General features: G+C 71.5%; 18 protein-coding genes. 10 read left to right on the plus strand and 8 right to left on the minus strand.

The features are described from left to right. Window positions 1-21 precede the first annotated feature (21 nt). Window positions 22-1,164: a YihY/virulence factor BrkB family protein gene (locus ACQUSR_RS19830; RefSeq protein ID WP_431043919.1), complete on the plus strand. Its 1,143-nt coding sequence runs from the start codon at window positions 22-24 to the stop codon at window positions 1,162-1,164. Here ACQUSR_RS19830 and ACQUSR_RS19835 read toward each other — a convergent pair. Further along, a complete protein-coding gene (locus ACQUSR_RS19835; protein WP_431047711.1) occupies window positions 1,052-2,311 on the minus strand; it encodes a D-alanyl-D-alanine carboxypeptidase family protein in 1,260 nt (419 codons plus the stop codon). The two genes, ACQUSR_RS19830 and ACQUSR_RS19835, sit on opposite strands and share 113 nt — an antisense overlap. Before the next feature lie 133 nt (window positions 2,312-2,444). Between ACQUSR_RS19835 and ACQUSR_RS19840 the strand changes: the two genes are divergently transcribed. The 3 genes from ACQUSR_RS19840 (at window position 2,445) to ACQUSR_RS19850 (ending at window position 5,925) form a co-directional block, all read left to right on the plus strand. Further along, on the plus strand, window positions 2,445-2,696 hold the full coding sequence (locus ACQUSR_RS19840) for an SCO4848 family membrane protein (RefSeq protein WP_431043920.1): 252 nt from the start codon (window positions 2,445-2,447) through the stop codon (window positions 2,694-2,696). Between the two features lie 65 nt (window positions 2,697-2,761). Further along, window positions 2,762-4,177, plus strand: a complete 1,416-nt coding sequence (locus tag ACQUSR_RS19845) for a metallophosphoesterase (protein ID WP_431043921.1) — start codon at window positions 2,762-2,764, stop codon at window positions 4,175-4,177. 194 nt (window positions 4,178-4,371) lie between these two features. Continuing rightward, entirely contained in the window at window positions 4,372-5,925 is a 1,554-nt protein-coding gene (locus tag ACQUSR_RS19850) for an ABC transporter substrate-binding protein (RefSeq protein ID WP_431043922.1), read from the plus strand. Window positions 5,926-6,209: 284 nt separating this feature from the next. On the opposite strand, the gene ACQUSR_RS19855 is transcribed toward ACQUSR_RS19850, so the two are convergent. The 5 genes from ACQUSR_RS19855 to ACQUSR_RS19875 form a co-directional block, all read right to left on the minus strand. Continuing rightward, window positions 6,210-6,986 carry a succinate dehydrogenase iron-sulfur subunit gene (locus tag ACQUSR_RS19855; RefSeq protein WP_431043923.1) on the minus strand — a complete coding sequence of 259 codons (777 nt, stop codon included), beginning with the start codon at window positions 6,984-6,986 and terminating at the stop codon, window positions 6,210-6,212. Further along, window positions 6,986-8,740, minus strand: a complete 1,755-nt coding sequence (sdhA, locus tag ACQUSR_RS19860; RefSeq protein WP_431043924.1) for a succinate dehydrogenase flavoprotein subunit — start codon at window positions 8,738-8,740, stop codon at window positions 6,986-6,988. Before sdhA ends, ACQUSR_RS19855 begins: the two co-directional genes overlap by 1 nt. 29 nt (window positions 8,741-8,769) lie before the next feature. Then, complete coding sequence (locus tag ACQUSR_RS19865) at window positions 8,770-9,255, minus strand: succinate dehydrogenase hydrophobic membrane anchor subunit (RefSeq protein WP_431043925.1); 486 nt, start codon at window positions 9,253-9,255, stop codon at window positions 8,770-8,772. Between the two features lie 2 nt (window positions 9,256-9,257). After that, window positions 9,258-9,638, minus strand: coding sequence for a succinate dehydrogenase, cytochrome b556 subunit (sdhC, locus tag ACQUSR_RS19870; protein WP_431043926.1), 381 nt, complete (start codon window positions 9,636-9,638; stop codon window positions 9,258-9,260). A gap of 178 nt (window positions 9,639-9,816) precedes the next feature. Then, entirely contained in the window at window positions 9,817-10,362 is a 546-nt protein-coding gene (locus tag ACQUSR_RS19875; RefSeq protein WP_431047713.1) for a 2-oxo-4-hydroxy-4-carboxy-5-ureidoimidazoline decarboxylase, read from the minus strand. Window positions 10,363-10,651: 289 nt separating this feature from the next. Between ACQUSR_RS19875 and ACQUSR_RS19880 the strand changes: the two genes are divergently transcribed. The 4 genes from ACQUSR_RS19880 (at window position 10,652) to ACQUSR_RS19895 (ending at window position 15,591) form a co-directional block, all read left to right on the plus strand. Next, window positions 10,652-12,292: a family 20 glycosylhydrolase gene (locus tag ACQUSR_RS19880; RefSeq protein WP_431043927.1), complete on the plus strand. Its 1,641-nt coding sequence runs from the start codon at window positions 10,652-10,654 to the stop codon at window positions 12,290-12,292. Between the two features lie 305 nt (window positions 12,293-12,597). Continuing rightward, entirely contained in the window at window positions 12,598-13,632 is a 1,035-nt protein-coding gene (locus ACQUSR_RS19885; RefSeq protein ID WP_431043928.1) for a DUF4328 domain-containing protein, read from the plus strand. A 94-nt stretch (window positions 13,633-13,726) separates the two neighbouring features. Continuing rightward, window positions 13,727-14,392 carry an RNA polymerase sigma factor gene (locus ACQUSR_RS19890; RefSeq protein ID WP_431047715.1) on the plus strand — a complete coding sequence of 222 codons (666 nt, stop codon included), beginning with the start codon at window positions 13,727-13,729 and terminating at the stop codon, window positions 14,390-14,392. Continuing rightward, entirely contained in the window at window positions 14,392-15,591 is a 1,200-nt protein-coding gene (locus ACQUSR_RS19895) for a hypothetical protein (protein WP_431043929.1), read from the plus strand. The genes ACQUSR_RS19890 and ACQUSR_RS19895 overlap by 1 nt, the downstream gene beginning before the upstream one ends. 151 nt (window positions 15,592-15,742) lie before the next feature. Here ACQUSR_RS19895 and ACQUSR_RS19900 read toward each other — a convergent pair whose 3' ends face one another. Further along, window positions 15,743-16,723 carry an SDR family NAD(P)-dependent oxidoreductase gene (locus ACQUSR_RS19900; RefSeq protein WP_431043930.1) on the minus strand — a complete coding sequence of 327 codons (981 nt, stop codon included), beginning with the start codon at window positions 16,721-16,723 and terminating at the stop codon, window positions 15,743-15,745. A 53-nt stretch (window positions 16,724-16,776) separates the two neighbouring features. Between ACQUSR_RS19900 and ACQUSR_RS19905 the strand changes: the two genes are divergently transcribed. After that, window positions 16,777-17,199: a MerR family transcriptional regulator gene (locus ACQUSR_RS19905; protein WP_431043931.1), complete on the plus strand. Its 423-nt coding sequence runs from the start codon at window positions 16,777-16,779 to the stop codon at window positions 17,197-17,199. Window positions 17,200-17,282: 83 nt separating this feature from the next. Here the strand turns inward: ACQUSR_RS19905 and ACQUSR_RS19910 are convergent, their stop codons facing one another. After that, entirely contained in the window at window positions 17,283-18,281 is a 999-nt protein-coding gene (locus tag ACQUSR_RS19910; protein WP_431043932.1) for a L,D-transpeptidase family protein, read from the minus strand. Window positions 18,282-18,464: 183 nt separating this feature from the next. On the opposite strand from ACQUSR_RS19910, the gene ACQUSR_RS19915 reads away from it, so the two are divergent. Beyond that, window positions 18,465-20,054: an acyl-CoA mutase large subunit family protein gene (locus ACQUSR_RS19915; protein WP_431043933.1), complete on the plus strand. Its 1,590-nt coding sequence runs from the start codon at window positions 18,465-18,467 to the stop codon at window positions 20,052-20,054. The last annotated feature ends 4 nt before the right edge of the window (window positions 20,055-20,058 follow it).

Genomic DNA, 20,058 nt, shown 5'->3' on the forward strand with positions numbered 1-20,058 from the left:
CGAATCGGTGAGGGCTGGAAGATGGACTGGTTGACCCGGCTGCCGTGGATCGGCCCGCTCGCCGCCCGCCTGATGGGCACTCACGCCTGGCGCGCGTACGAGAGGCTGGACCGCGTCCACTGGACCCGGCTGGCGGCCGCGATCACGTTCGTCAGCTTCGTGGCGCTCTTCCCGCTCATCACGGTCGCGGCGGCGATCGGGGCGGCCGTGCTCAGCGAGCGCCGGATGGACGAGCTGGAACAGGAGCTCGCCGAGAGGGTCCCCGGCATCTCCGGCCAGCTCGACCTCAGCGGCCTGGTGGACAACGCGGCCACCGTCGGAGCGGTCGCGGGCGCGCTGCTGATCCTCACCGGTATCGGCTGGGTCGGCTCGCTCCGCGAGTGCCTGCGGGCCGTATGGGAGCTGGACGACGAGACCGGCAACCCGGTGCTGCGCAAACTCAAGGACGGCGGGGTGCTCATGGGCCTCGGCGGGGTCGCGCTCGGTTCCTTCGCCGTCTCCACCTTCGCCGTGACCGCCGTCGGGTGGGCGGCGGACCAGCTGGACATCTCCGGCGGCGTCGGCGGCTGGCTGCTGCGGCTCGCCGCGTTCGCCGCCGCCGTCGCCGCCGACTTCCTCCTCATGTGCTACGTCCTGACGCTGCTGCCCGGCGTGCACCCGCCGCGCCGCCAGGTCCTCGTCGCCGCGCTCATCGGCGCGGTCGGCTTCGAGCTGCTGAAGCTGGCGCTCAGCGGCTATCTGCAAGGCGTCGCGGCCAAGAGCATGTACGGGGCGTTCGGCGTGCCCATCGCCCTGCTCCTGTGGATCAACTTCACCGCGAAACTGACGCTGTACTGCGCCGCCTGGACGGCCACGGGCGCCACCGGCGAGGACGTGGCCCCGGGCACCGGTGAGGATGTGGCCCCGGGCACCGGTGAGAACGTGGCCCCCGGCACCGGTGAGGATGTGGCCCCCGGAGCCGCCACGGGCCCGGCCGCCGACGCCACCCACGACGAGTCCGCCGCTGCCGACGCCGACGCTGCTACCGCCGCAGCTGACGCCGCCGCTGACGTCAGCCGCGGCCCCGGTCGCCCCGGCCGCCCCGCCGCACCGGCTGCGGAAGCGGCCAGCGACGACGCACCAGGAACGCCACCGCGCCCAGAGCCGCCACCGAACCCGCGGTGAGCCCCACCGCCGTCCACTTGCCGCCGGCGCCGGACCCGTCGCCCGAGCCCGCCGACGCTTGCGTCTGCCCGTTGCCGTCGCCAGGTTTGCTGTCGTCCTTGCCCGAGGTGCCGCCGTCCCCGGTGAGCTTGCCCGGCTTGACCAGCGTGCCGACCGGATCGACCGAACCGGCCGCCTTGAAGCCCCAGTCGAAGAGCTGCGCGGTCTCCTTGTAGACCCCGTACAGCTCCTCGTCACGCGGGTTCATGACGGTGACCAGCAGCACCCGGTCGCCGCGCTGCGCGACCCCGGTGAAGGTGTTGCCCGCCTCGGTCGTGGAGCCGTTCTTCACCCCCGCGATGCCCTTGTAGAACGGCACCCCGGACCCGGTCAGCAGCCGGTTGGTGTTCTGGATCGCGAAGTACTCGCGCTGCCGCTTGCCCGGCTTGCCCTTCTCGCTCTTCTCCGGCTTCTTGAACTCGCCGGGGAACTTCGCGCTCGGCGTCGAGCAGTAGTCCCGGAAGTCCTTCTTCTGGAGCCCGGAGCGCGCGAACAGCGTCAGGTCGTACGCGCTGCTGAGCTGCCCCTTCTCGTCGTAGCCGTCGGGGCTGACCACGTGCGTGTCCAGCGCGTTCAGCTCCTCGGCGTGGCGCTGCATGTCCCGGACGGTCTTCTCTTTGCCGCCGTTCATCGCGGAGAGCACGTGCACCGCGTCGTTGCCGGAGCGCAGGAAGACGCCCAGCCACAGGTCGTGCGCCGTGTACGTGTAGTTCTCCTTGATGCCGACCAGGCTGCTGCCCTCACCCATGCCCTCAAGGTCCGAGGGCAGCACCTTGTGCTGCGCCGTCCTGGGGAACCTCGGCAGCACCGTGTCGGCGAAGAGCATCTTCAGCGTGCTGGCCGGAGCCAGCCGCCAGTGCGCGTTGTGCGCGGCCAGCACCTCGCCGGACTCCGCGTCCGCCACCAGCCACGACCGTGCGGACAGCTTCTTCGGCAGGGCGGGCGCGCCCGGCTTGAGGGCCACCTGGGTCCCGGGCCGGCCGAGCCGCTCACCCCCCACCGTGGACATCCGCGCGGGCGGCTGGGGCTCGCGCGGCTTGTCCTTCTGCGGTCCGGTGGCGTGGGCCGCCGGCGCGGTGGCGAGCAGCAGGGATACGGCAACGGTCATGGCCGCGGCGGAGGCGGCGGAAGTCCTGGACACGGAGGTGAACGTACCGCTGCGCGATCGAGTCGTGACGGGCGGCACGGTCGAACCGGACCCACGAGAGGGAACGCCCCGGCCGGAGCCCATACTGGAACCCATGAAGCTCAGCCGCCCCGTGTCCTGGTTCCTGCTCGCCTTCGGGGCATGGAGTTGGGTCATTTGGTCCACTTTCGTCAAAAATCTATGGAAAGACGGCAGTGGCCTGGCCTTCGACGACTCCGGCGACCCCACCGCGTACTTCTGGGTGCATCTGCTGCTTGCGATCACCTCGTTTCTCTTGGGGACGGGGATCGGTGTGATCGGGTTCCGCGGACTGCGCGCCCTGCGCCGGAACGACGCCGAGTCCTGACTCGTAGGACGTAACGGCGGGTCTCTCGTACGACGTAACGGGGGACGACGGGGGAAGGGGACGACGTGGTCGCGGTCTTCGTGCTCATCGCGCTGGCGGTGATCGGCCTGCTGGCCGGGGTGCACTGGTACCTGTGGCGGCGGCTGGTGCACGACACCACGGCCCCCGGCGGCCGGGCCCGCCGGGCGGGCACGGTGGCCGCCGTCGTCCTGCCGCTCGTCAGCGTCGCCGCGCTGGTCAGCGGGCGCGCGGGCGCGCCGTTCACGGTCCAGCGGCTGCTGGCCTGGCCGGGGTACCTGTGGCTGGCGCTGGTCCTCTATCTGACGCTGGCGTTGCTGGCGGGCGAGGCGGTACGGCCCCTGCTGCTGCGTTTCCTGCCGTCGGCCCGCGCGGATCGCTCCGGCGATGACCCGCGGCCTGCGGGCACGCCGACGTCCGACGGGGAGCCCGGGCCGGAAACCGGACCGAGGCCGGAAACCGGACCGAGGCCGGAAACCGGACCGAGGCCGGAAACCGGACCGAGGCCGGGGGCCGAGCCGGGGGCGGACGCCGAGCGGGGGTCGGATGCCGAGCAGGGGTCGGATGCCGAGCAGGGGTCGGATGCTGGGCCGGGGCCGGGGCCGGACGTCGAGCCGGGCGCGAAGATCCAGTCCGCGGCCTCGCGGCGGCTGTTCGTATCGCGGGCCGTCGCCCTCGGGGCGGGCGCCGTCGCCACGGGGACCGTCGGGTACGGCGCGTACACCGTCCTCAGCGGGCCCCGGCTCAAGCGGATCACCGTGCCGCTCGCGCGGCTGCCCCGGCAGGCCCATGGCTTCCGGATCGCCGTGGTCAGCGACATCCACCTCGGGCCGATCCTCGGCCGCGCCCATACTCGCCGGATCGTCGACACGATCAACCGCACCGGCCCCGACCTCATCGCGGTCGTCGGCGACCTGGTCGACGGCAGCGTCGAGGACCTCGGCCCCGCCGCCGAGCCGCTGCGCGAGCTGCGGGCCCGCCACGGGGCGTACTTCGTCACCGGCAACCACGAGTACTTCTCCGGCGCCCGGCAGTGGATCGACCACGTCCGCGAACTCGGCCTGCGGCCGCTGGAGAACGCCCGTGCCGAGTTGCCCGGGTTCGATCTCGCCGGGGTCAACGACATCGCCGGCGAACGGGACGGCCAGGGCCCCGACTTCGCCAAGGCGCTCGGCGACCGCGACCCAGGCCGGGCGTCGGTGCTGCTCGCCCACCAGCCAGTGGTGATCCACGACGCTGTCGAACACGGCGTGGACCTCCAGCTGTCCGGGCACACGCACGGCGGCCAGCTGTGGCCCGGCAACTACGTGGCCGAGCTGGCCAATCCGACCGTCGCCGGGCTGGAGCGGTACGGCGACACCCAGCTGTACGTCACCCGGGGCGCGGGCGCCTGGGGCCCGCCGGTCCGGGTCGGGGCGCCGCCGGACGTCACCGTGGTCGAGCTGGCCGCCACCCGGGCCTGACCCCCCGTCCGTATCGCCCTATCAGCACAGGCCGGTGCCTGCCCGGACGGCTTGTTACGCCCAGGGACACAAGATGCAAACGATGCAGGGGAGTTGGTGACGTACTGATGTTCCATGTGGTTGGCTGCTGAACCACCGTGGGATGGATGTGCGAATGCATACGTACGTCCGCCTCAGTGCCGGAGGGGGACAGGATGCGCAAGGTAGGAGTACGGATAGCGGTCGGCTGCCTGGTCCTGGCGGCGGCCGGGGTGGGCGGGTTCCAGCTGGTGTCCTCGTCGGACGGGGACGGCGAACCGATCCGGATCGGGACGACCGAGGCCGTCACCGCGCTGGACCCCGCGGGTGCGTACGACGGCGGCTCGTGGTCGCTGTACAGCAACCTCTACCAGTCGCTGCTGACCTTCACCTCCGGTGACAGCGAGCCGGTCCCGGACGCGGCCTCATCCTGCGGCTTCGACGGCGGCGAGTTGCTGAAGTACGTTTGCGAACTCCGCCCCGACCTGCACTTCTCCAACGGCCGCAAGATGACGGCGGAGGATGTGGAGTTCTCCTTCCGCCGCATCATCGACATCGGCGACAAGCAGGGGCCCAAGCCGCTGCTGAACACCCTCAAGGCGGTGCGCGCCGAAGGGGACCTGAAGGTCGTCTTCGAACTGCACAGCCCGGACGCCACCTTCCCGTACAAGATCGCCAGCGGTGCCGGGTCGATCGTGGACCGCGAGTTCTACCCGGCGGACAAGCTGCGCACGGACAACAAGGTCTCGGGATCGGGCCCGTACGTCCTCAAGGACTACAAGGACGACGAGAAGGCGGTGCTGGAGCCCAACGGCGAGTACCACGGCGCCGCCGGGACGGGCGGCTCCGTGACCGTCCGCTACTTCGACTCCGCCGCGGCCCTGAGCGGAGCCTGGCAGCGCAAGGACATCGACGTGGTCGGCGGCGGCCTGCCGCCGAAGGAACTGGCCGACCTCAACCCGGCCGACCCGGACCTGAGGTCCATGGAGATCTCGGCGGCGAGCACCCGCTCGCTCGTCCTCGACCTGCGCGACCACTCGCCGATGAAGGAGAAGGCGATACGCCGCGCCATCGCGTCGATCATCGACCGCGAGCAGATCGTCCGCGATGTTTACAGCCGTACGGTGGATCCGCTGTACTCGCTGATCCCGCAGGGCATGAGCGGTCACAAGACCCCGTTCTTCGACGTCTACCCCAAGCCCGACGTCGACCGGGCCAGCGCCATCCTCCAGGAGGCCGGGATCCAGACGCCGGTCCGCTTCACCCTCGGCGTCTCGCGCGGCACCTCCAGCGAGGCGGAGGCGGTCGCGGTACGGCGCCAGTTGGAGGACACCGGGCTGTTCAAGGTGTCGATGGACCGGCGCGAGTGGGACGACTTCACCAACGCCTTCCCCAAGGGCGAGTTCGACGCGTTCCTCATCAGCTGGATCGCGGACTTCCCCGACCCGGACACCTTCACCACCCCGCTGGTGGGCCCCGAACCCGTCTTCTACAACGGCTACAAGAGCAAGCAGGTCAACAACCTGATCCTCGCCACGCAGCGCGAGGACGAACGCTCCCGCGCGGTCGGGGACTTCCGCGCCATCCAGAAGATCATCGCCGAGGACGTGCCGATGATCCCGATCTGGCAGCAGAAGGACCACATCCTCAGCACCAACGACATCGCCGGCACGGAGTACCTGTCGGACGGCACCGGCATGTGGCGCCTGTGGAAGCTGGACCGCATCTGACCTTACGCGTGCGCGGTGGCCAGGCGTTTGCGGAGGCCCTCCACAGCTGACTGGCGGGGGCAGCGGCGGGCGAGGTAGGCGGTGAGGTCGTCGACCGACGCGAAGCACGACGCTCACCTGTGGGCCGACCGCTCCGAGCAGGGCCAGGTCTCAATCGCTGTCCAGGCTGTCCTCGACACCTGGCGCTGCCGGGCGACCTGACAGTCGACCAGACAGCCGAACAGGGCCCTGGCTCCCATGGGAGCCAGGGCCCTGTCAGGTCAGACCGCGGACGCGGAAGGCCGTCAGAAGCGCCGCGTGATCAGCGCGCGCTTGACCTCCTGGATGGCCTTGGTGATCTCGATGCCGCGCGGGCACGCCTCGGTGCAGTTGAAGGTGGTGCGGCAGCGCCAGACGCCGTCCTTGTCGTTCAGGATCTCCAGCCGCTGCTCACCGCCCTCGTCGCGCGAGTCGAAGATGAAGCGGTGCGCGTTGACGATCGCCGCCGGGCCGAAGTACTGGCCGTCGTTCCAGAACACCGGGCACGAGGAGGTGCACGCGGCGCACAGGATGCACTTGGTGGTGTCGTCGAAGCGCTCGCGGTCCGCCGAGGACTGCCGCCGCTCGCGCGTCGGCTCGTTGCCCGTGGTGATCAGGAAGGGCATCACGTCGCGGTACGCCTGGAAGAACGGCTCCATGTCCACGACCAGGTCCTTCAGGACCGTGAGGCCCTTGATGGGCTCGACCGTGATCGGCTTGAACGCGCCGTCCTTGTCCGGGCTGGTGATGTCCTTGATCAGGGTCTTGCACGCCAGCCGGTTGCGGCCGTTGATCCGCATCGCGTCCGAGCCGCAGATGCCGTGCGCGCAGGAGCGCCGGAAGGTCAGCGAGCCGTCCAGGTCCCACTTGATCTTGTGGAGGCCGTCGAGGACCCGCTCCTTGGGGTCGATCTCGATCTGGAAGTCCTCCCAGATCGCCTCGTCCGAGACCTCCGGGTTGAACCGGCGGATCCGGAAGGTGACGGTGATGTACGGCGAGGCGCTCGCCTCGGCCTCCACCTTGTCCAGGGTCGGGGTAGCCATCAGTACTTACGCTCCATCGGCTGGTAGCGGGTCTGGACGACCGGCTTGTAGTCGAGCCGGACCGACTCGGAGCCGTCGTCGCCCACCTCGCGGTACGCCATGGTGTGGCGCATGAAGTTGACGTCGTCGCGGTTCGGGAAGTCCTCGCGGTAGTGGCCGCCGCGCGACTCCTTGCGGGCGAGCGCGGAGACGGCCATGACCTCGGCCAGGTCGAGCAGGTTGCCCAGCTCGATGGCCTCCAGCAGGTCGGTGTTGAAGCGCTTGCCCTTGTCCTGGATCGCCACGTTCTTGTAGCGCGCACGGAGCTCGGCGATCTTCTCGACGGCCGTCTTGATCGTCTGCTCGGTACGGAACACCATGACGTTGGCGTCCATGGTCTCCTGCAGCTCCTTGCGGAGCTCGGCGACCCGCTCGTTGCCGGTGGACTCGCGCAGCCGCTCGACCTGCTCGACGACGAGGGACGCCGGGTCCTCGGGCAGGTCCACGTAGTCGGCCTTCACCGAGTACTCGGCGGCGGCGATACCGGCGCGGCGCCCGAAGACGTTGATGTCCAGCAGCGAGTTGGTGCCCAGGCGGTTGGCGCCGTGGACGGAGACGCACGCGACCTCGCCGGCGGCGTACAGGCCCGGCACGACGGTGGTGTTGTCGGCCAGCACCTCGCCCTCGACGTTGGTCGGGATGCCGCCCATGGCGTAGTGCGCGGTCGGCTGGATCGGGATCGGGTCGGTGTACGGCTCGATGCCCAGGTACGTCCGCGCGAACTCGGTGATGTCCGGCAGCTTGGCGTCCAGCTGCTCCGGCGGCAGGTGGGTCAGGTCCAGGTAGACGTGGTCGCCCTCGGGGCCGCAGCCGCGGCCCTCGCGGATCTCGGTGTAGATCGAGCGCGAGACGACGTCACGCGAGGCGAGGTCCTTCATGACGGGCGCGTACTTCTCCATGAAGCGCTCGCCGTCCTTGTTGCGGAGGATGCCGCCCTCACCGCGGGCGCCCTCGGTGAGGAGGATGCCCATGCGCCAGATGCCGGTCGGGTGGAACTGGAAGAACTCCATGTCCTCCAGCGGGAGCCCGCGCCGGTACACCGCCGCCTGGCCGTCGCCCGTCAGGGTGTGGGCGTTCGACGTCACCTTGAAGAACTTGCCGCAGCCGCCGGAGGCGTAGATGACGGCCTTCGCCTGGAAGACGTGGATCTCGCCGGTGGCGAGTTCGTAGGCGACGACGCCCGCCGACTTCCTGACCCCGTCGACCTCGGTGATCAGCTGGTCCAGGACGTAGAACTCGTTGAAGAACTCCACGCCCTCCTTGACGCAGTTCTGGTACAGCGTCTGGAGGATCATGTGGCCGGTGCGGTCCGCGGCGTAGCAGGACCGGCGGACCGGCGCCTCGCCGTGGTTGCGGCTGTGGCCGCCGAAGCGGCGCTGGTCGATGGTGCCGTCCGGGGTCCGGTTGAACGGCAGGCCCATCTTCTCCAGGTCCAGGACCGAGTCGATGGCCTCCTTCGCCAGGATCTCGGCGGCGTCCTGGTCGACCAGGTAGTCACCGCCCTTGACCGTGTCGAAGGTGTGCCACTCCCAGTTGTCCTCCTCGACGTTCGCGAGGGCGGCGGCCATGCCGCCCTGGGCGGCGCCGGTGTGGGAGCGGGTCGGGTACAGCTTCGTCAGGACGGCGGTGCGGCTGCGCTTCGTCGCCTCGATGGCGGCGCGCATTCCGGCGCCGCCGGCGCCGACGATGACGGTGTCGTACTTGTGGATCTTCATGGGTTCCTCTGTCCCTCGTGTCCCGACGCCTAGCGGATGTTCGGGTCGAAGGTGAAGATCACCAGCGTGCCCAGCAGGATGGTGAAGGTGGCGGCGGTGTAGAGCAGCCCCTTCAGCCACAGGCGGGTGTTGTCCCGCTCCGCGTAGTCGTTGATGACCGTGCGCAGACCGTTCGCGCCGTGCAGCGTGGCGAGCCAGAGCATCAGCAGGTCCCAGGTCTGCCAGAACGGCGAGGCCCAGCGGCCGGCCACGAAGGCGAAGCCGATCTTGCTGACGCCGCCGTCGAGGACCAGCTGGATCAGCAGGTGGCCCAGGACCAGGACGACGAGCAGGATGCCGGACAGCCGCATGAACAGCCAGCCGTACATCTCGAAGTTGGTACGGGTCGCCTTGGGCGTCTTCTTGCTGCGGGCCCGCGGCGGCTCGATGACCGGCGCCGGGTTGTCCACGTCGTACAGGCTGACGTCGTTCACGTCGTTCACGTCGCTCGCGGTCGAAGTCGTCTCAGTGGACATCGTCAGCTCCCGAACCAGTCACGCAGGGTGTGCTGCAGGATCGGGTAGAAGGCGCCGGCCATCAGCACCACCCAGATGCCCATCACGGACCACAGCATCTGCCGCTGGTACTTCGGGCCCTTGGACCAGAAGTCGACGGCGATGACCCGCAGGCCGTTGAGAGCGTGGAAGAGGATTGCGGCGACGAGGCCGTACTCCATCAGGTTGACGATGGGGTTCTTGTACGTGGCGACGACGTCGTCGTACGCCTCTGGCGACACGCGGACGAGCGAGGTGTCGAGCACGTGCACGAACAGGAAGAAGAAAATGAGGACACCGGTGACTCGATGAGCCACCCAGGACCACATGCCTTCCCGGCCGCGGTAAAGCGTTCCAGCCGGCACGGAAAACCCTCCGGGAGCGGGGATCGGGGCCTGCCGGCTTCGCTGTCGGTCGGGCCCGGCCGGGTACGGTCCACCGGCCCTGGCCATCGTAGCGACGTGTTGTCGGTTCCTCCGCTCGGGGTCGAGCGGTGTGATCAAACAGGCACGTACGGGCTATCGCACGGGGGCGAAACGGTATCTAACGGCAGGATCCGGCGAGGTGTCTGAGTCGACCGCGGGCGATACGGCGTAATTCGTCCGCGCAGACCGCGGTCTCCGTTTCCTCGTCGTGACCGAGTCGCGTGCGGATCGCCGCCAGCTCCGCGTCGAGCGCCTCGTCCGGGCGGACCGCGTCGAGACAGATGACGAACACATGGCCGAACTTCCGTTCGTACTCCGCGTGCGCCGCGGTCAGCGCGGTCCGGGCGGCCGCCGAGATCAGCCCGCGTGGCCGACGCGCGGGGTGCGGGTGGTGCGGGTGGTGCGAGGGGTGCGCCTCGCAGGCGAGCGCCTCGGCGAGATCCGCGGCCGTCAGGTCGTAGCTCGCCTCGTCGCCCGCGGCCAGCAGGGACTCCAGGTCCGGGTACGGGCGGTGTGCCGCGATCCGCCGGGCCCAGCTGCGGCTGCCGCAGCAGGCGAGCAGCGCGGCCTCGGCGGCCCCGGCGGGCACCGTGTTGAAGCGGTCCAGGCTCCGGGAGGCGTGCCGTCCGGCGGCGGCGGTGGTGCGGGACGGCGGTCCCGGTATGACGTGCCGGGCCGGCGAGGTCGGGGCGGGAGTGTCGCTGGACAGCGTGGGCTCCTCGGGCGCGCGGGACAGAGGGGGGTTCAGTGACGGGAGCGTCGTAACCGTAACGGGGTATGTCCGGCTCTGTCCGGCGGATACGCGCAATTCACCCGGACGGGAGGGTTCCCCCTGCGTGGCGGACGGGCCCTTGCGTGGATCTCGACGTGAACGCGCCCAGTCGGTCGCGGTGTGCGGAATGCGGGAGTCCGCGTACGCCCGTACTTTCGGGCGTAATGAGGAGGTTTCGTCCATGAGGGTGCCGCGCGTATCCAGGCCCACGGCGATCTGGACGGCCGTCGTCGTGGCCGTCGCCGCCATCGCCGTGACCCTCATCACCCTGGCCTGGGGCGGCGACGACGGGAACGGCCGGCCCAAGCCCGGCTCCAGCCCCCACCGCACCCGGACCACCGCCCCGCCCTCGACCTCTCCCGCGCCCTCCGCCACCCCGTCGCCGACCAGCCACCCGGTGCCTCCACCGCGCACCATCCCCGCCGTACGGACCGCCGACACCCGCTCCGGGCCCGGCTGGCGGTACGGCGGCGGCAGCCGCGTCGTCGCCGATCCCGAGGGCCCGCTCGCCGATGAGGCCCGGCTGCTCGCCGGTGAGCTGCGGCTGTCCACCGCCGAAGGACCGGCCCGCCGCGGCGATGTGGAACTCGCCGTCGAGTCCGGCCGCGGCGGCGGCCCGGAGGCGTACACCCTCACCGTCCACGACGGCCGCGTCCGGATCACCGGCGCGGACGACGCGGGCGTCTTCTACGGCACCCGCACCGTCCTGCAAGCCGTACGCGCCACCGGCGGCCTCCCCGACGGCGAGATCCAGGACCGGCCCGACCGCCCGCAGCGCGGCCTGCACCTCGACATCGCGCGCAAGTACTTCACCCCCGAGTGGATCGAGGCCCGGCTGCGGGAGATGGCCGACCTCAAGCTCAACCAGCTCGCCCTGCACTTCTCCGACGACCAGGGGTTCCGCATCCAGAGCGACACCCACCCCGAGATCGTCTCCGACCGCCACCTCACCAAGGACCAGGTCCGGCGGATCGTCCGGCTCGCCGCGCGTCTGCACATCACGGTCATCCCGGAACTCGACTCGCCCGGCCACCTCGGCGCGGTGCTGCGCGCCCACCCCGACCTCCGGCTGCGGAGGGCCTCCGGAACGCCCGTCCCCGGCTCCGTCGACATCGCGAACCCCGGTTCCGCCCACATCGTGGACGACCTGCTGCGCGAGTTCACCCCGCTCTTCCCCGGCCCGTACTGGCACCTGGGCGGCGACGAGTACCTCGCGCTGACGGCCCGCGATCCCGAGGCGTCCTACCCCGGACTCGCCGCGGCGGCCCGCCGCGACTTCGGCGGCCGGGCCGGGGTCCAGGACCTGGCCACCGACTGGCTCAACGACCGGGCGAAGCTGGTGCGCGGGCTCGGCAAGACGCCCAAGGCCTGGAACGACGGCTTCTTCCGGGGCGGCGTCGTCGCCCCCGACCGCGCCTTCCAGATCGAGTACTGGACCGGCAGGGAGATCGGCGCCCGGCCGCCCGCGCAGTACCTGGCCGAGGGCTGGAAGGTGGTCAACCTCAACGACGAGTACCTCTATTACGTACTCGGCGAGCCGAACCAGTTCCGCTACCCCACAGGTGAACGTATTTACGAGCAGTGGTCCCCCGCGGTACTGCGCGGCACCCGGCCGGTCCCCGGCGGGCTGCCCACCGGCCCCGACCGGGTACTCGGCGGCAGGCTCGCCATCTGGTGTGACCGGGCGGACGCCCAGACCCAGGACCAGGTGGCCGCCGGCATCCGGCTGCCGCTGCGGGCCCTGGCCCAGCGGCTGTGGGACCCGCGGACACCGGCCCTGAGCTGGCAGGACTTCACGGTGCTGGCGGGGCGCGTGGACTAGATGCGGCCCAGGGAGCCCGAGACGCGGCGGCGGGGAAGCGGCGCGGAAGGCCGGGGAAAAAGGGACGGCCGGGGCCGCCACCCCCCACAGGAGAGGCCCCGACCGTCGTCCAGGGCGGGCCCGCTCAGGAGCCCGTATCACTTACAGCGTCGCACGCCGGGATTTCGTCACACCCGGGCACCCGCTGCCGCTCTGGACTTGACGGGGCCCCTGCCCGTAACGTGCAGGTCCGCGCCGCCGTGCGGTGTGTTGGTCATATTCCTTACGTGGCCCGGAGCCGGCCACGTCCCTGGGGGACTCGAAGAATGTATCCGTGTGGGAACTGCCGGGCTGCCGCCGTCGGGCCGGACGGGCGTTGTGCCGCGTGCGGGACGTATCAGCAGCAGCTGTCGCAGGCTCCGGCGGCGCCCACGCCGTACCCGGCCGCGCCCGCGATGGGGATGCCGGCGGGCGGGGTCGACCTGCGGCGCGGCCTGGCGACCACGCTGACGGTGCTGTTCGGCGTCGTCATCTTCACGCTGATCCTGGTGCTCGTCGCCCGGGGCGGGCAGTACTCGGTGCTCGGCGACATCCTCGACCACAAGGCGGTCACCCAGGACGAAGCCGACGACGCGGACGGCTTCTACGCGGCCATGTACGTCCTCAACGGCATGGTGACGCTCCCGATCATCATCGTGTGGGTGATCTGGTTCCACCGGCTGCGGCGCAACGCCGAGGTCTTCGCCCCCGGCCAGCACCGCATGAGCACCGGCTGGGCGGCGGGCTCCTGGTTCACCCCCGTGGTCAACCTGTGGTTCCCCAAGCAGATCGCCAACGACATCTGGCGCGCCAGTTCGCCGCAGGGCCCGCAGGGCGTCCGCCGCGGCCTGCTCACCGCGTGGTGGGCGACCTTCATGACCGCCGCGGGCGTCGGCTTTGTCGGCAACGTCATGTACACCGTCGCCGACAACAAGATGCAGGACTACGAGGACGACGCCGAGCGCGGGAAGTTCCCCTCACCCTCGGACGTGGAAGGCGTGGTGGAGGACGCCAGGAACGGGGTCGCCATCAGCATCCTCGGCCTGGTCATCGTGATCGCCGCGGCGATTCTGGCCATCATGGTCGTCCGCCAGATCACGGCGATGCAGGAGCAGCGCGCCGCCCTCCCGCCGCAGGGCGGCCCCGCGCCGTACGGGGCGCCGAACCCCTACGGTGCGGCGAGCCCGTACGGCCAGCCCGGCGCCGCGCCCTACGGGCAGCCCGGTGCCGCGCCGTACGGCCAGCCCGGCCCCGCGCCGTACGGCCAGCCGGGCCCCGGCCAGTCCTATCCGCCCCACGGCTCCGGCCCCGCCGGCTACTGACGGGGAGGCGGCCACGGCTGACTACGGCATTGGCATCGGCAGCCGCGTCGGCATCGCGGGGCGTGGAATTCTCCGAGTGGAGCGGGAAGAGGGCGTGCAGGGGGACGACGCGGAACTGACCGCCGCGGTGCGCGCGGCGCAGAGCGGGGACGAGACGGCGTTCCGGACGGTGTACCGGTCCGTGCACCCGCGCCTGCTCGGATACGTACGGACACTCGTCGGCGACTCCGACGCGGAGGACATCGCCTCCGAGGCGTGGCTGCAGATCGCCCGGGACCTGGGCCGGTTCAGCGGCGACGCCGACCGCTTCCGGGGCTGGGCCGCGCGGATCGCGCGCAACCGGGCCCTCGACCACATCCGGATGCGCGGCCGCCGCCCGGCCATCGGCGGCGACGAGACCGAACTGGAGGGCCGGCCCGCCGACGCGGACACCGCGGGCGAGGCACTGGAAGCGCTGGGCACCGACCGCACGCTGGGCTTCATCGCGCAGCTGCCGCAGGACCAGGCCGAGGCCGTGGTGCTGCGGGTGGTGCTCGGGCTCGACGCGAAGAGCGCCGCCGACGTGCTCGGCAAGCGGCCCGGTGCGGTGCGCACCGCCGCACACCGGGGGCTGCGCCGCCTCGCGGATCTGCTCGGCCCGGCCGCGGAGGGCGACCAGGCGGTGCTCGACGGCGTGCCCGCGCAGCGGGAAACCCGGCGCGGGACGGCGAAGTCGGCCGGTGTGACGGATTCGCGCGCGCGTACGCAGAAGGACATGTGATGGCCGACGACCACCGCTACGACTGGTTGGACAACGATGCCGTGGAGCGGTTGCTGCGCGGTGAGCAGGTCGATGCGCGCCAGACCACGGAGGGCCGAGGCGAGCGGTCGCGCGCCGAAGCGGAGCGGTTGACCGCCGCGCTTCAGGCGCTTGCCGAGCCGCCCGCGCCGCCCGTGGAGCCGTTGCCCGGCGAGGAGGCGGCCGTGGCCGCGTTCCGCGCCGCACGGGACGCCGGAACCACGCGTTCGAGTGAGCTGGCGGGGATACGGGCCTTCGGCCCGCGACTGGGCCGCCTCAGCGCCGACCACCCCTCGCGGCTGCGCCGACCGCTGCGCGCGGGCATGGTCGTCGCGCTGGCGGGCTGCGCCTTCGGCGGCATGGCCGTCGCGGCCGGGGTGGGCGTCCTGCCGACGCCTTTCGGCCAGAGCGACACCGAGCGGCGGCCCGCGACGACGGCGTCCGCCGGGGCGGGGGCCGGCGGTGCCTCGGTCAGACCGGAGATCTCCGGCGGTGCGGTCACGCCGTCGCCGGGGACGACCGGTCCGGACGGCCGCAGCGCGGGCCCGGGTGACCGCGACGACGAAGGGGACGAGCGCCCCGGGGCCGAGGAGAGCGGTAGACCTGCGGACGGCGGCGAGGACGGCCGTACGGAGAGCCCGGACACCGGCTCGACGCCGGTCCCGGACAAGCAGAAGTGGGTGCTGAGGGTCTGCCGCCAGTACGTGGCCGGACAGGGGACCGCGATCGAGCCGACGCTGCTGAAGAGGCTGGAGCAGACGGCGGGCGGCGCGGCGGCGGTGCGCTCCTACTGCGAGCGCGTCGTCAAGAACGCGGGTGAGACCGGCGGCGATTCCGGCGGCTCCGGCGGTGGCTCCGGCAGTTCGGGCGGCTCGGGTGGTTCGGGCGGTGGTTCGGGTGGTTCCGGTGGCTCGGGCGGTTCCGGCGGGAGCGGCGGCGGGGGTTCCGGCGGCTCCGGTGGCGGCTCCAGTGGTGGCGGCACCAATGGTGGCGGCTCCAACGGTGGCGGTGGCAGTGAGAACGGCGGAGGATCGGGCAGCGGGACCGGAAGCCCCCCTCCGCCTCCTGACTCCACCGCCACGCCCGTTCCCACCCCCACCTCACCCGCCACAGCGACCTCGACGGCGACGTCCACCGGGGCTTCCCCCACCGCTCCGAGCACCGGCGAAACGCAGGTGTGACGTTTTTTTCAGCGGTGACGCTGTAAGAAGTAAGGCCGACTGGTCATCGGCCGCGCGGGAGCCGGGGTTCCCCCCGTACCTACGGCACCGCGCAACCCTGGCGCGGGTGGGGCACGTTCCCCCGGCCCCACCCGCGCCCCGGGCTTTGCGGCTAAACCGCCGCCTTCCCCGGCCCCTGGCCGAACGAGTCCAGGCCGGTGAGCTCCGCGGAGAGCTCCCAGAGCCGGGACGCCGCGTCCGGGTCGACGGCCCAGGGCTTCACCCCGCCGATCAGCATGTCGTCGGTGTCGGCGGGTGCGGCGATGTCGCAGTCCTGGCAGTACGCCCCGCCGTGGCGGTCGAGCAGCGGCGAGGTCGCCGCCCACACCGCTGTCGCCGCGCCCTGCGCCGGTGTCTTGAAACCGGCCACCGGCGTGCCGTCCGGGGTGATCCAGCCCTGGGCGATCTGCTGGTCGCGGGGGACGTGCCGTTGCAGCGGGGTCAGGATGCTGCCCGGATGGACCGCGAAGGCGCGTAGCCCGCTGCCCGCGCCGAGCGCGTCGAGACGTACGGCGAAGAGGGCGTTGGCGGTCTTCGACTGCGCGTAGGCCAGCCACCGGTCGTAGCCGTCGCGGAAGTGCGGGTCGTGCCAGCGGATGTCGGAGAGGAAGTGGCCGGACGAGGCCACCGACACCACCCGTGCCCCGGCCGGGGCGAACGCCGGGCGGAGCCGGTTGACGAGCGCGAAGTGGCCGAGGTGGTTGGTCGCGAAATGCGCCTCCCAGCCCGGGCCGACGCGCGTCTCCGGACAGGCCATGACGCCCGCGCCGTTGATGACGGTGTCGAGGGCGCGCCCGGTGTCCAGGAAGCGGTCCGCGAAGTCGCGGACGCTCTCCAGGTCCGCCAGGTCGAGTTCCCGCACCTCCGTCCGCGGCACGCCGCGCAGGGCCTCCTCCGCCGTCGCGGGCCTGCGCGCGGGGACGATGACGTGCGCGCCGGCCCGAGTGAGGGCTCGCGTGGTCTCCAGCCCGAGGCCGGAGTAGCCGCCGGTGACCAGTGCGGTACGGCCCGACAGGTCGATCCCGGCGAGGACGTCGTCCGCCGTGCTGTGGGCACCGAATCCGGTGCCGAGCCTGTGTTGCTTCGTCGTCATGTCCGCGAACCTAGGATCTAGACCGCGCTCTAGGTCAAGGTATCGTCGGCGGCATGGGCAAGCGGGCGGGTGAGCTGTCGATCGGGGAGGTCGCCGAGGCGACGGGGCTGAGCGTGCACGCTCTGCGGTTCTTCGAGCGCGAGGACCTCTTCCTCCGTCCGATCCCCCGCTCCGGCGGCGGGCAGCGGGTCTACGGACCCGCGGACGTGGAGTGGCTCCTGCTGTGCAATCGGCTCCGCGCGTCGGGCATGCCCATCGCCACGCTGAAGGAGTTCGCCCGGCTCGTCCGGTCGGGGCCGGGCAACGAGGCGGAACGCCTCGCGCTGCTGCGGGAGCACGAACAGGCCGTGCGCGCCAGGATCTCCGACCTGAACGCGAGCCTGGAGATCATCAGCGGCAAGGTCGCCGCCTACGAGAAGCACGTCCGCGACGGGACCGCCGCCGGGGTGTGGTCGCCGACGCCGCCGTCCGGCTGACCGGGGCCCGGTCGCCGGTGCCGGCCATGACCGGGGGCCGGGGCGGTGGCGCGCCCCGGCCCCCGGCCCCCGGTCGACGCGCCCTACCGGTACACCACGACCCTGTCGCCGGTGCGCACCTGTTCGAAGAGACTGGCGAGCTTCGCCTTGTCCCGCACGTTCACACAGCCGTGGGAGGCCCCGTTGTAGCCGCGTGCGGCGAAGTCCGACGAGTAGTGCACGGCCTGGCCGCCGCTGAAGAACATCGCGTACGGCATGGGCGTGTGGTAGATCGACGAGACGTGGTCCCGGCTCTTCCAGAACACCGTGAACGAACCCTCGCGGGTCGGGGTGTACTGCGCGCCGAACCGCACGTCCATCGCGCCGCGGACCTTGCCGTCGACCATCCAGGTCAGGGTGCGGCTCTGCTTGCTGATGCACAGCACCCGGCCGGTCAGACAGCGCTTGTCCGGCTTGGCGACCGGGCGTGTGGTCACCGGGTACAGCTGGTCGCGCGTCGGCGCCTTGGTCCTGGCCTTCAGCGCCTTCCAGGTCAGCGGGCCCGCGTTGCCGGTGGTGGGAACGCCGTGCGCGCGCTGGAAGGCCAGCACCGACCGCTGGGTGATCGGGCCGAAATACCCGGTCGGATTGAGCTTGAACAGCCCCAACTGGAGCAGTCGCGCCTGGAGTTCGCGGACCTTCGTGCCCGTCGAGCCGAGCGACTGGACCCCGGGCACCGGTGCGGCGACGGCGCCGACGGCGCCCGTCACCGTGCCGGACCTGCCCTTGAGCTTGCCGGGCGGCACCCCCGTCGCGTTGGCGCTCCGCGCGCCCTCGCTGGGCGCGGTCTCCAGTGCCACCTCCTGGTCCGCGGCGCGCTCCGCCTGCCGCTGCGCGGCCACCGCCGCCGCGCCGTCGCCCCCGGCGCCGTCCGTCTCCTGCCGCGTGTGGTTCCCCCGGTCGGCGGCCTTGGCGCCGGAGACTCCCGAGCTCGCCGCCCCCGCCCCGCAGCCCGCGGTCAGCGCGGTCGCCGCCGCGACAGCCGTCGCGACGCGGATGACGGATGACCGTATCCGGATCATCTGCTTCCCCTCCCGGTGCATGACTCTCCCCGCACATCCTCTGATGCCCGCGCCCCTCAGGGGGTGAACATCCGACAAGAGCGGCAAAGCTTTCCGTGTCGACCGAACCGAATGACACGGTGAACGCCTGGGACGCGATTGACTCGACCGAACGTGATCGTTTTCGTCGGCGACCGGCCGGCGAAGGACCGGGAGGCGTGAACCATGGCCCGCGAGACGGAGTCGGGACTCCCCATCGAGCCGGTGTACGGACCTGAGGCGCTCGCCGGGTGGGACCCGGCGCAGCGGCTGGGCGCGCCCGGCGGGTATCCGTACACCCGCGGCGTGTACCCGTCGATGTACACGGGACGGCCCTGGACCATCCGGCAGTACGCGGGCTTCGGCACCGCCGACGAGTCCAACGCCCGCTACCGGCAGCTGATCGACCACGGCACCACCGGTCTGTCCGTCGCCTTCGACCTGCCCACCCAGATGGGCCACGACTCCGACGCCCCGCTGGCCCACGGGGAGGTCGGCAAGGTGGGAGTGGCCATCGACTCCCTCGACGACATGCGGCTGCTGTTCCACGGGATCCCGCTGGACGAGGTCTCCACGTCGATGACGATCAACGCGCCCGCCGCGCTGCTGCTCCTGCTCTACCAACTCGTCGCGGAGGAGCAGGGCGTGGCTCCCGCGCAGCTCACCGGCACCCTGCAGAACGACGTCCTCAAGGAGTACATCGCGCGCGGCACCTACATCTTCCCGCCGGGCCCGTCGCTGCGGCTGACCGCCGACATCTTCCGCTACTGCAAGGCGGAGATCCCCAGGTGGAACACCATCTCCATCTCCGGCTACCACATGGCGGAGGCCGGCGCCTCGCCCGCGCAGGAGATCGCCTTCACCCTCGCCGACGGCGTCGAGTACGTCCGCACCGCCATCTCGACGGGCATGGACGTGGACGACTTCGCGCCCCGGCTGTCCTTCTTCTTCGTCGCCCGCACCACCCTGCTGGAGGAGGTCGCCAAGTTCCGCGCCGCCCGCCGCATCTGGGCGCGCGTCATGCGCGAGGACTTCGGTGCCCGCAACCCCAGGTCGCAGACGCTGCGCTGCCACACCCAGACCGCGGGGGTCCAGCTCGCGGCCCAGCAGCCCGAGGTCAATCTGGTCCGGGTCACCGTCCAGGCGCTGGCCGCCGTGCTCGGCGGCACCCAGTCGCTGCACACCAACTCCTTCGACGAGGCCATCGCCCTGCCGACCGAGACCTCCGCCCGGCTGGCGCTGCGTACCCAGCAGGTCCTGGCGAACGAGACGGACGTGACGGCCACCGTGGACCCGTTCGCGGGCAGTTACGCCGTCGAGTCGATGACCGACGACCTGGAGGGGGCCGCCGTGGAGCTGATGGAGGAGGTCGAGGGCATGGGGGGCGCGGTGGCCGCCATCGAGCAGGGCTTCCAGAAGAGCGAGATCGAGCGGAACGCGTACCGCATCGCGCGCCAGATGGAGAGCCATGAGCGCGTCGTGGTCGGCGTCAACCGCTTCCAACTGGTCGAGGAGCAGCCGTACGAGCCGCTGCGGGTCGACCCCGCCATCGAGGCGCGGCAGGTGGCGCGGCTGGCGAGACTGCGGGACGAGCGGGACGGGGCGGCGGTGAGCGCGGCGCTGTCGGCGCTGAAGGAGGCTGCGGCGGCCGACGCCGCGAGCGTCAACGTCATGTACCCGATGAAGGACGCGCTGGCGGCGCGCGCCACGGTGGGCGAAGTGTGTGGTGCGTTGCGGGAGGTGTGGGGTACGTACGTTCCGGCAGACGCTTTTTAGCAGC

Origin of the sequence: Streptomyces sp. P1-3, from assembly GCF_050613155.1 — a bacterium.
In the GTDB taxonomy this organism is placed as follows: Bacteria; Actinomycetota; Actinomycetes; order Streptomycetales; family Streptomycetaceae; genus Streptomyces.

Excerpts from the sequence above, each read along its gene's own strand:
- ACQUSR_RS19895 (WP_431043929.1), top strand. The coding sequence starts at position 14,392 with ATGGCCGACGACCACCGCTACGACTGGTTGGACAACGATGCCGTGGAG.
- ACQUSR_RS19865 (WP_431043925.1), bottom strand. The coding sequence starts at position 9,255 with ATGTCCACTGAGACGACTTCGACCGCGAGCGACGTGAACGACGTGAAC.
- ACQUSR_RS19915 (WP_431043933.1), top strand. The coding sequence starts at position 18,465 with ATGGCCCGCGAGACGGAGTCGGGACTCCCCATCGAGCCGGTGTACGGA.
- sdhA (WP_431043924.1), bottom strand. The coding sequence starts at position 8,740 with ATGAAGATCCACAAGTACGACACCGTCATCGTCGGCGCCGGCGGCGCC.
- ACQUSR_RS19840 (WP_431043920.1), top strand. The coding sequence starts at position 2,445 with ATGAAGCTCAGCCGCCCCGTGTCCTGGTTCCTGCTCGCCTTCGGGGCA.
- ACQUSR_RS19835 (WP_431047711.1), bottom strand. The coding sequence starts at position 2,311 with ATGACCGTTGCCGTATCCCTGCTGCTCGCCACCGCGCCGGCGGCCCAC.
- ACQUSR_RS19910 (WP_431043932.1), bottom strand. The coding sequence starts at position 18,281 with ATGCACCGGGAGGGGAAGCAGATGATCCGGATACGGTCATCCGTCATC.
- ACQUSR_RS19905 (WP_431043931.1), top strand. The coding sequence starts at position 16,777 with ATGGGCAAGCGGGCGGGTGAGCTGTCGATCGGGGAGGTCGCCGAGGCG.
- ACQUSR_RS19880 (WP_431043927.1), top strand. The coding sequence starts at position 10,652 with ATGAGGGTGCCGCGCGTATCCAGGCCCACGGCGATCTGGACGGCCGTC.
- ACQUSR_RS19900 (WP_431043930.1), bottom strand. The coding sequence starts at position 16,723 with ATGACGACGAAGCAACACAGGCTCGGCACCGGATTCGGTGCCCACAGC.
- ACQUSR_RS19830 (WP_431043919.1), top strand. The coding sequence starts at position 22 with ATGGACTGGTTGACCCGGCTGCCGTGGATCGGCCCGCTCGCCGCCCGC.
- ACQUSR_RS19855 (WP_431043923.1), bottom strand. The coding sequence starts at position 6,986 with ATGGCTACCCCGACCCTGGACAAGGTGGAGGCCGAGGCGAGCGCCTCG.
- ACQUSR_RS19885 (WP_431043928.1), top strand. The coding sequence starts at position 12,598 with ATGTATCCGTGTGGGAACTGCCGGGCTGCCGCCGTCGGGCCGGACGGG.
- ACQUSR_RS19850 (WP_431043922.1), top strand. The coding sequence starts at position 4,372 with ATGCGCAAGGTAGGAGTACGGATAGCGGTCGGCTGCCTGGTCCTGGCG.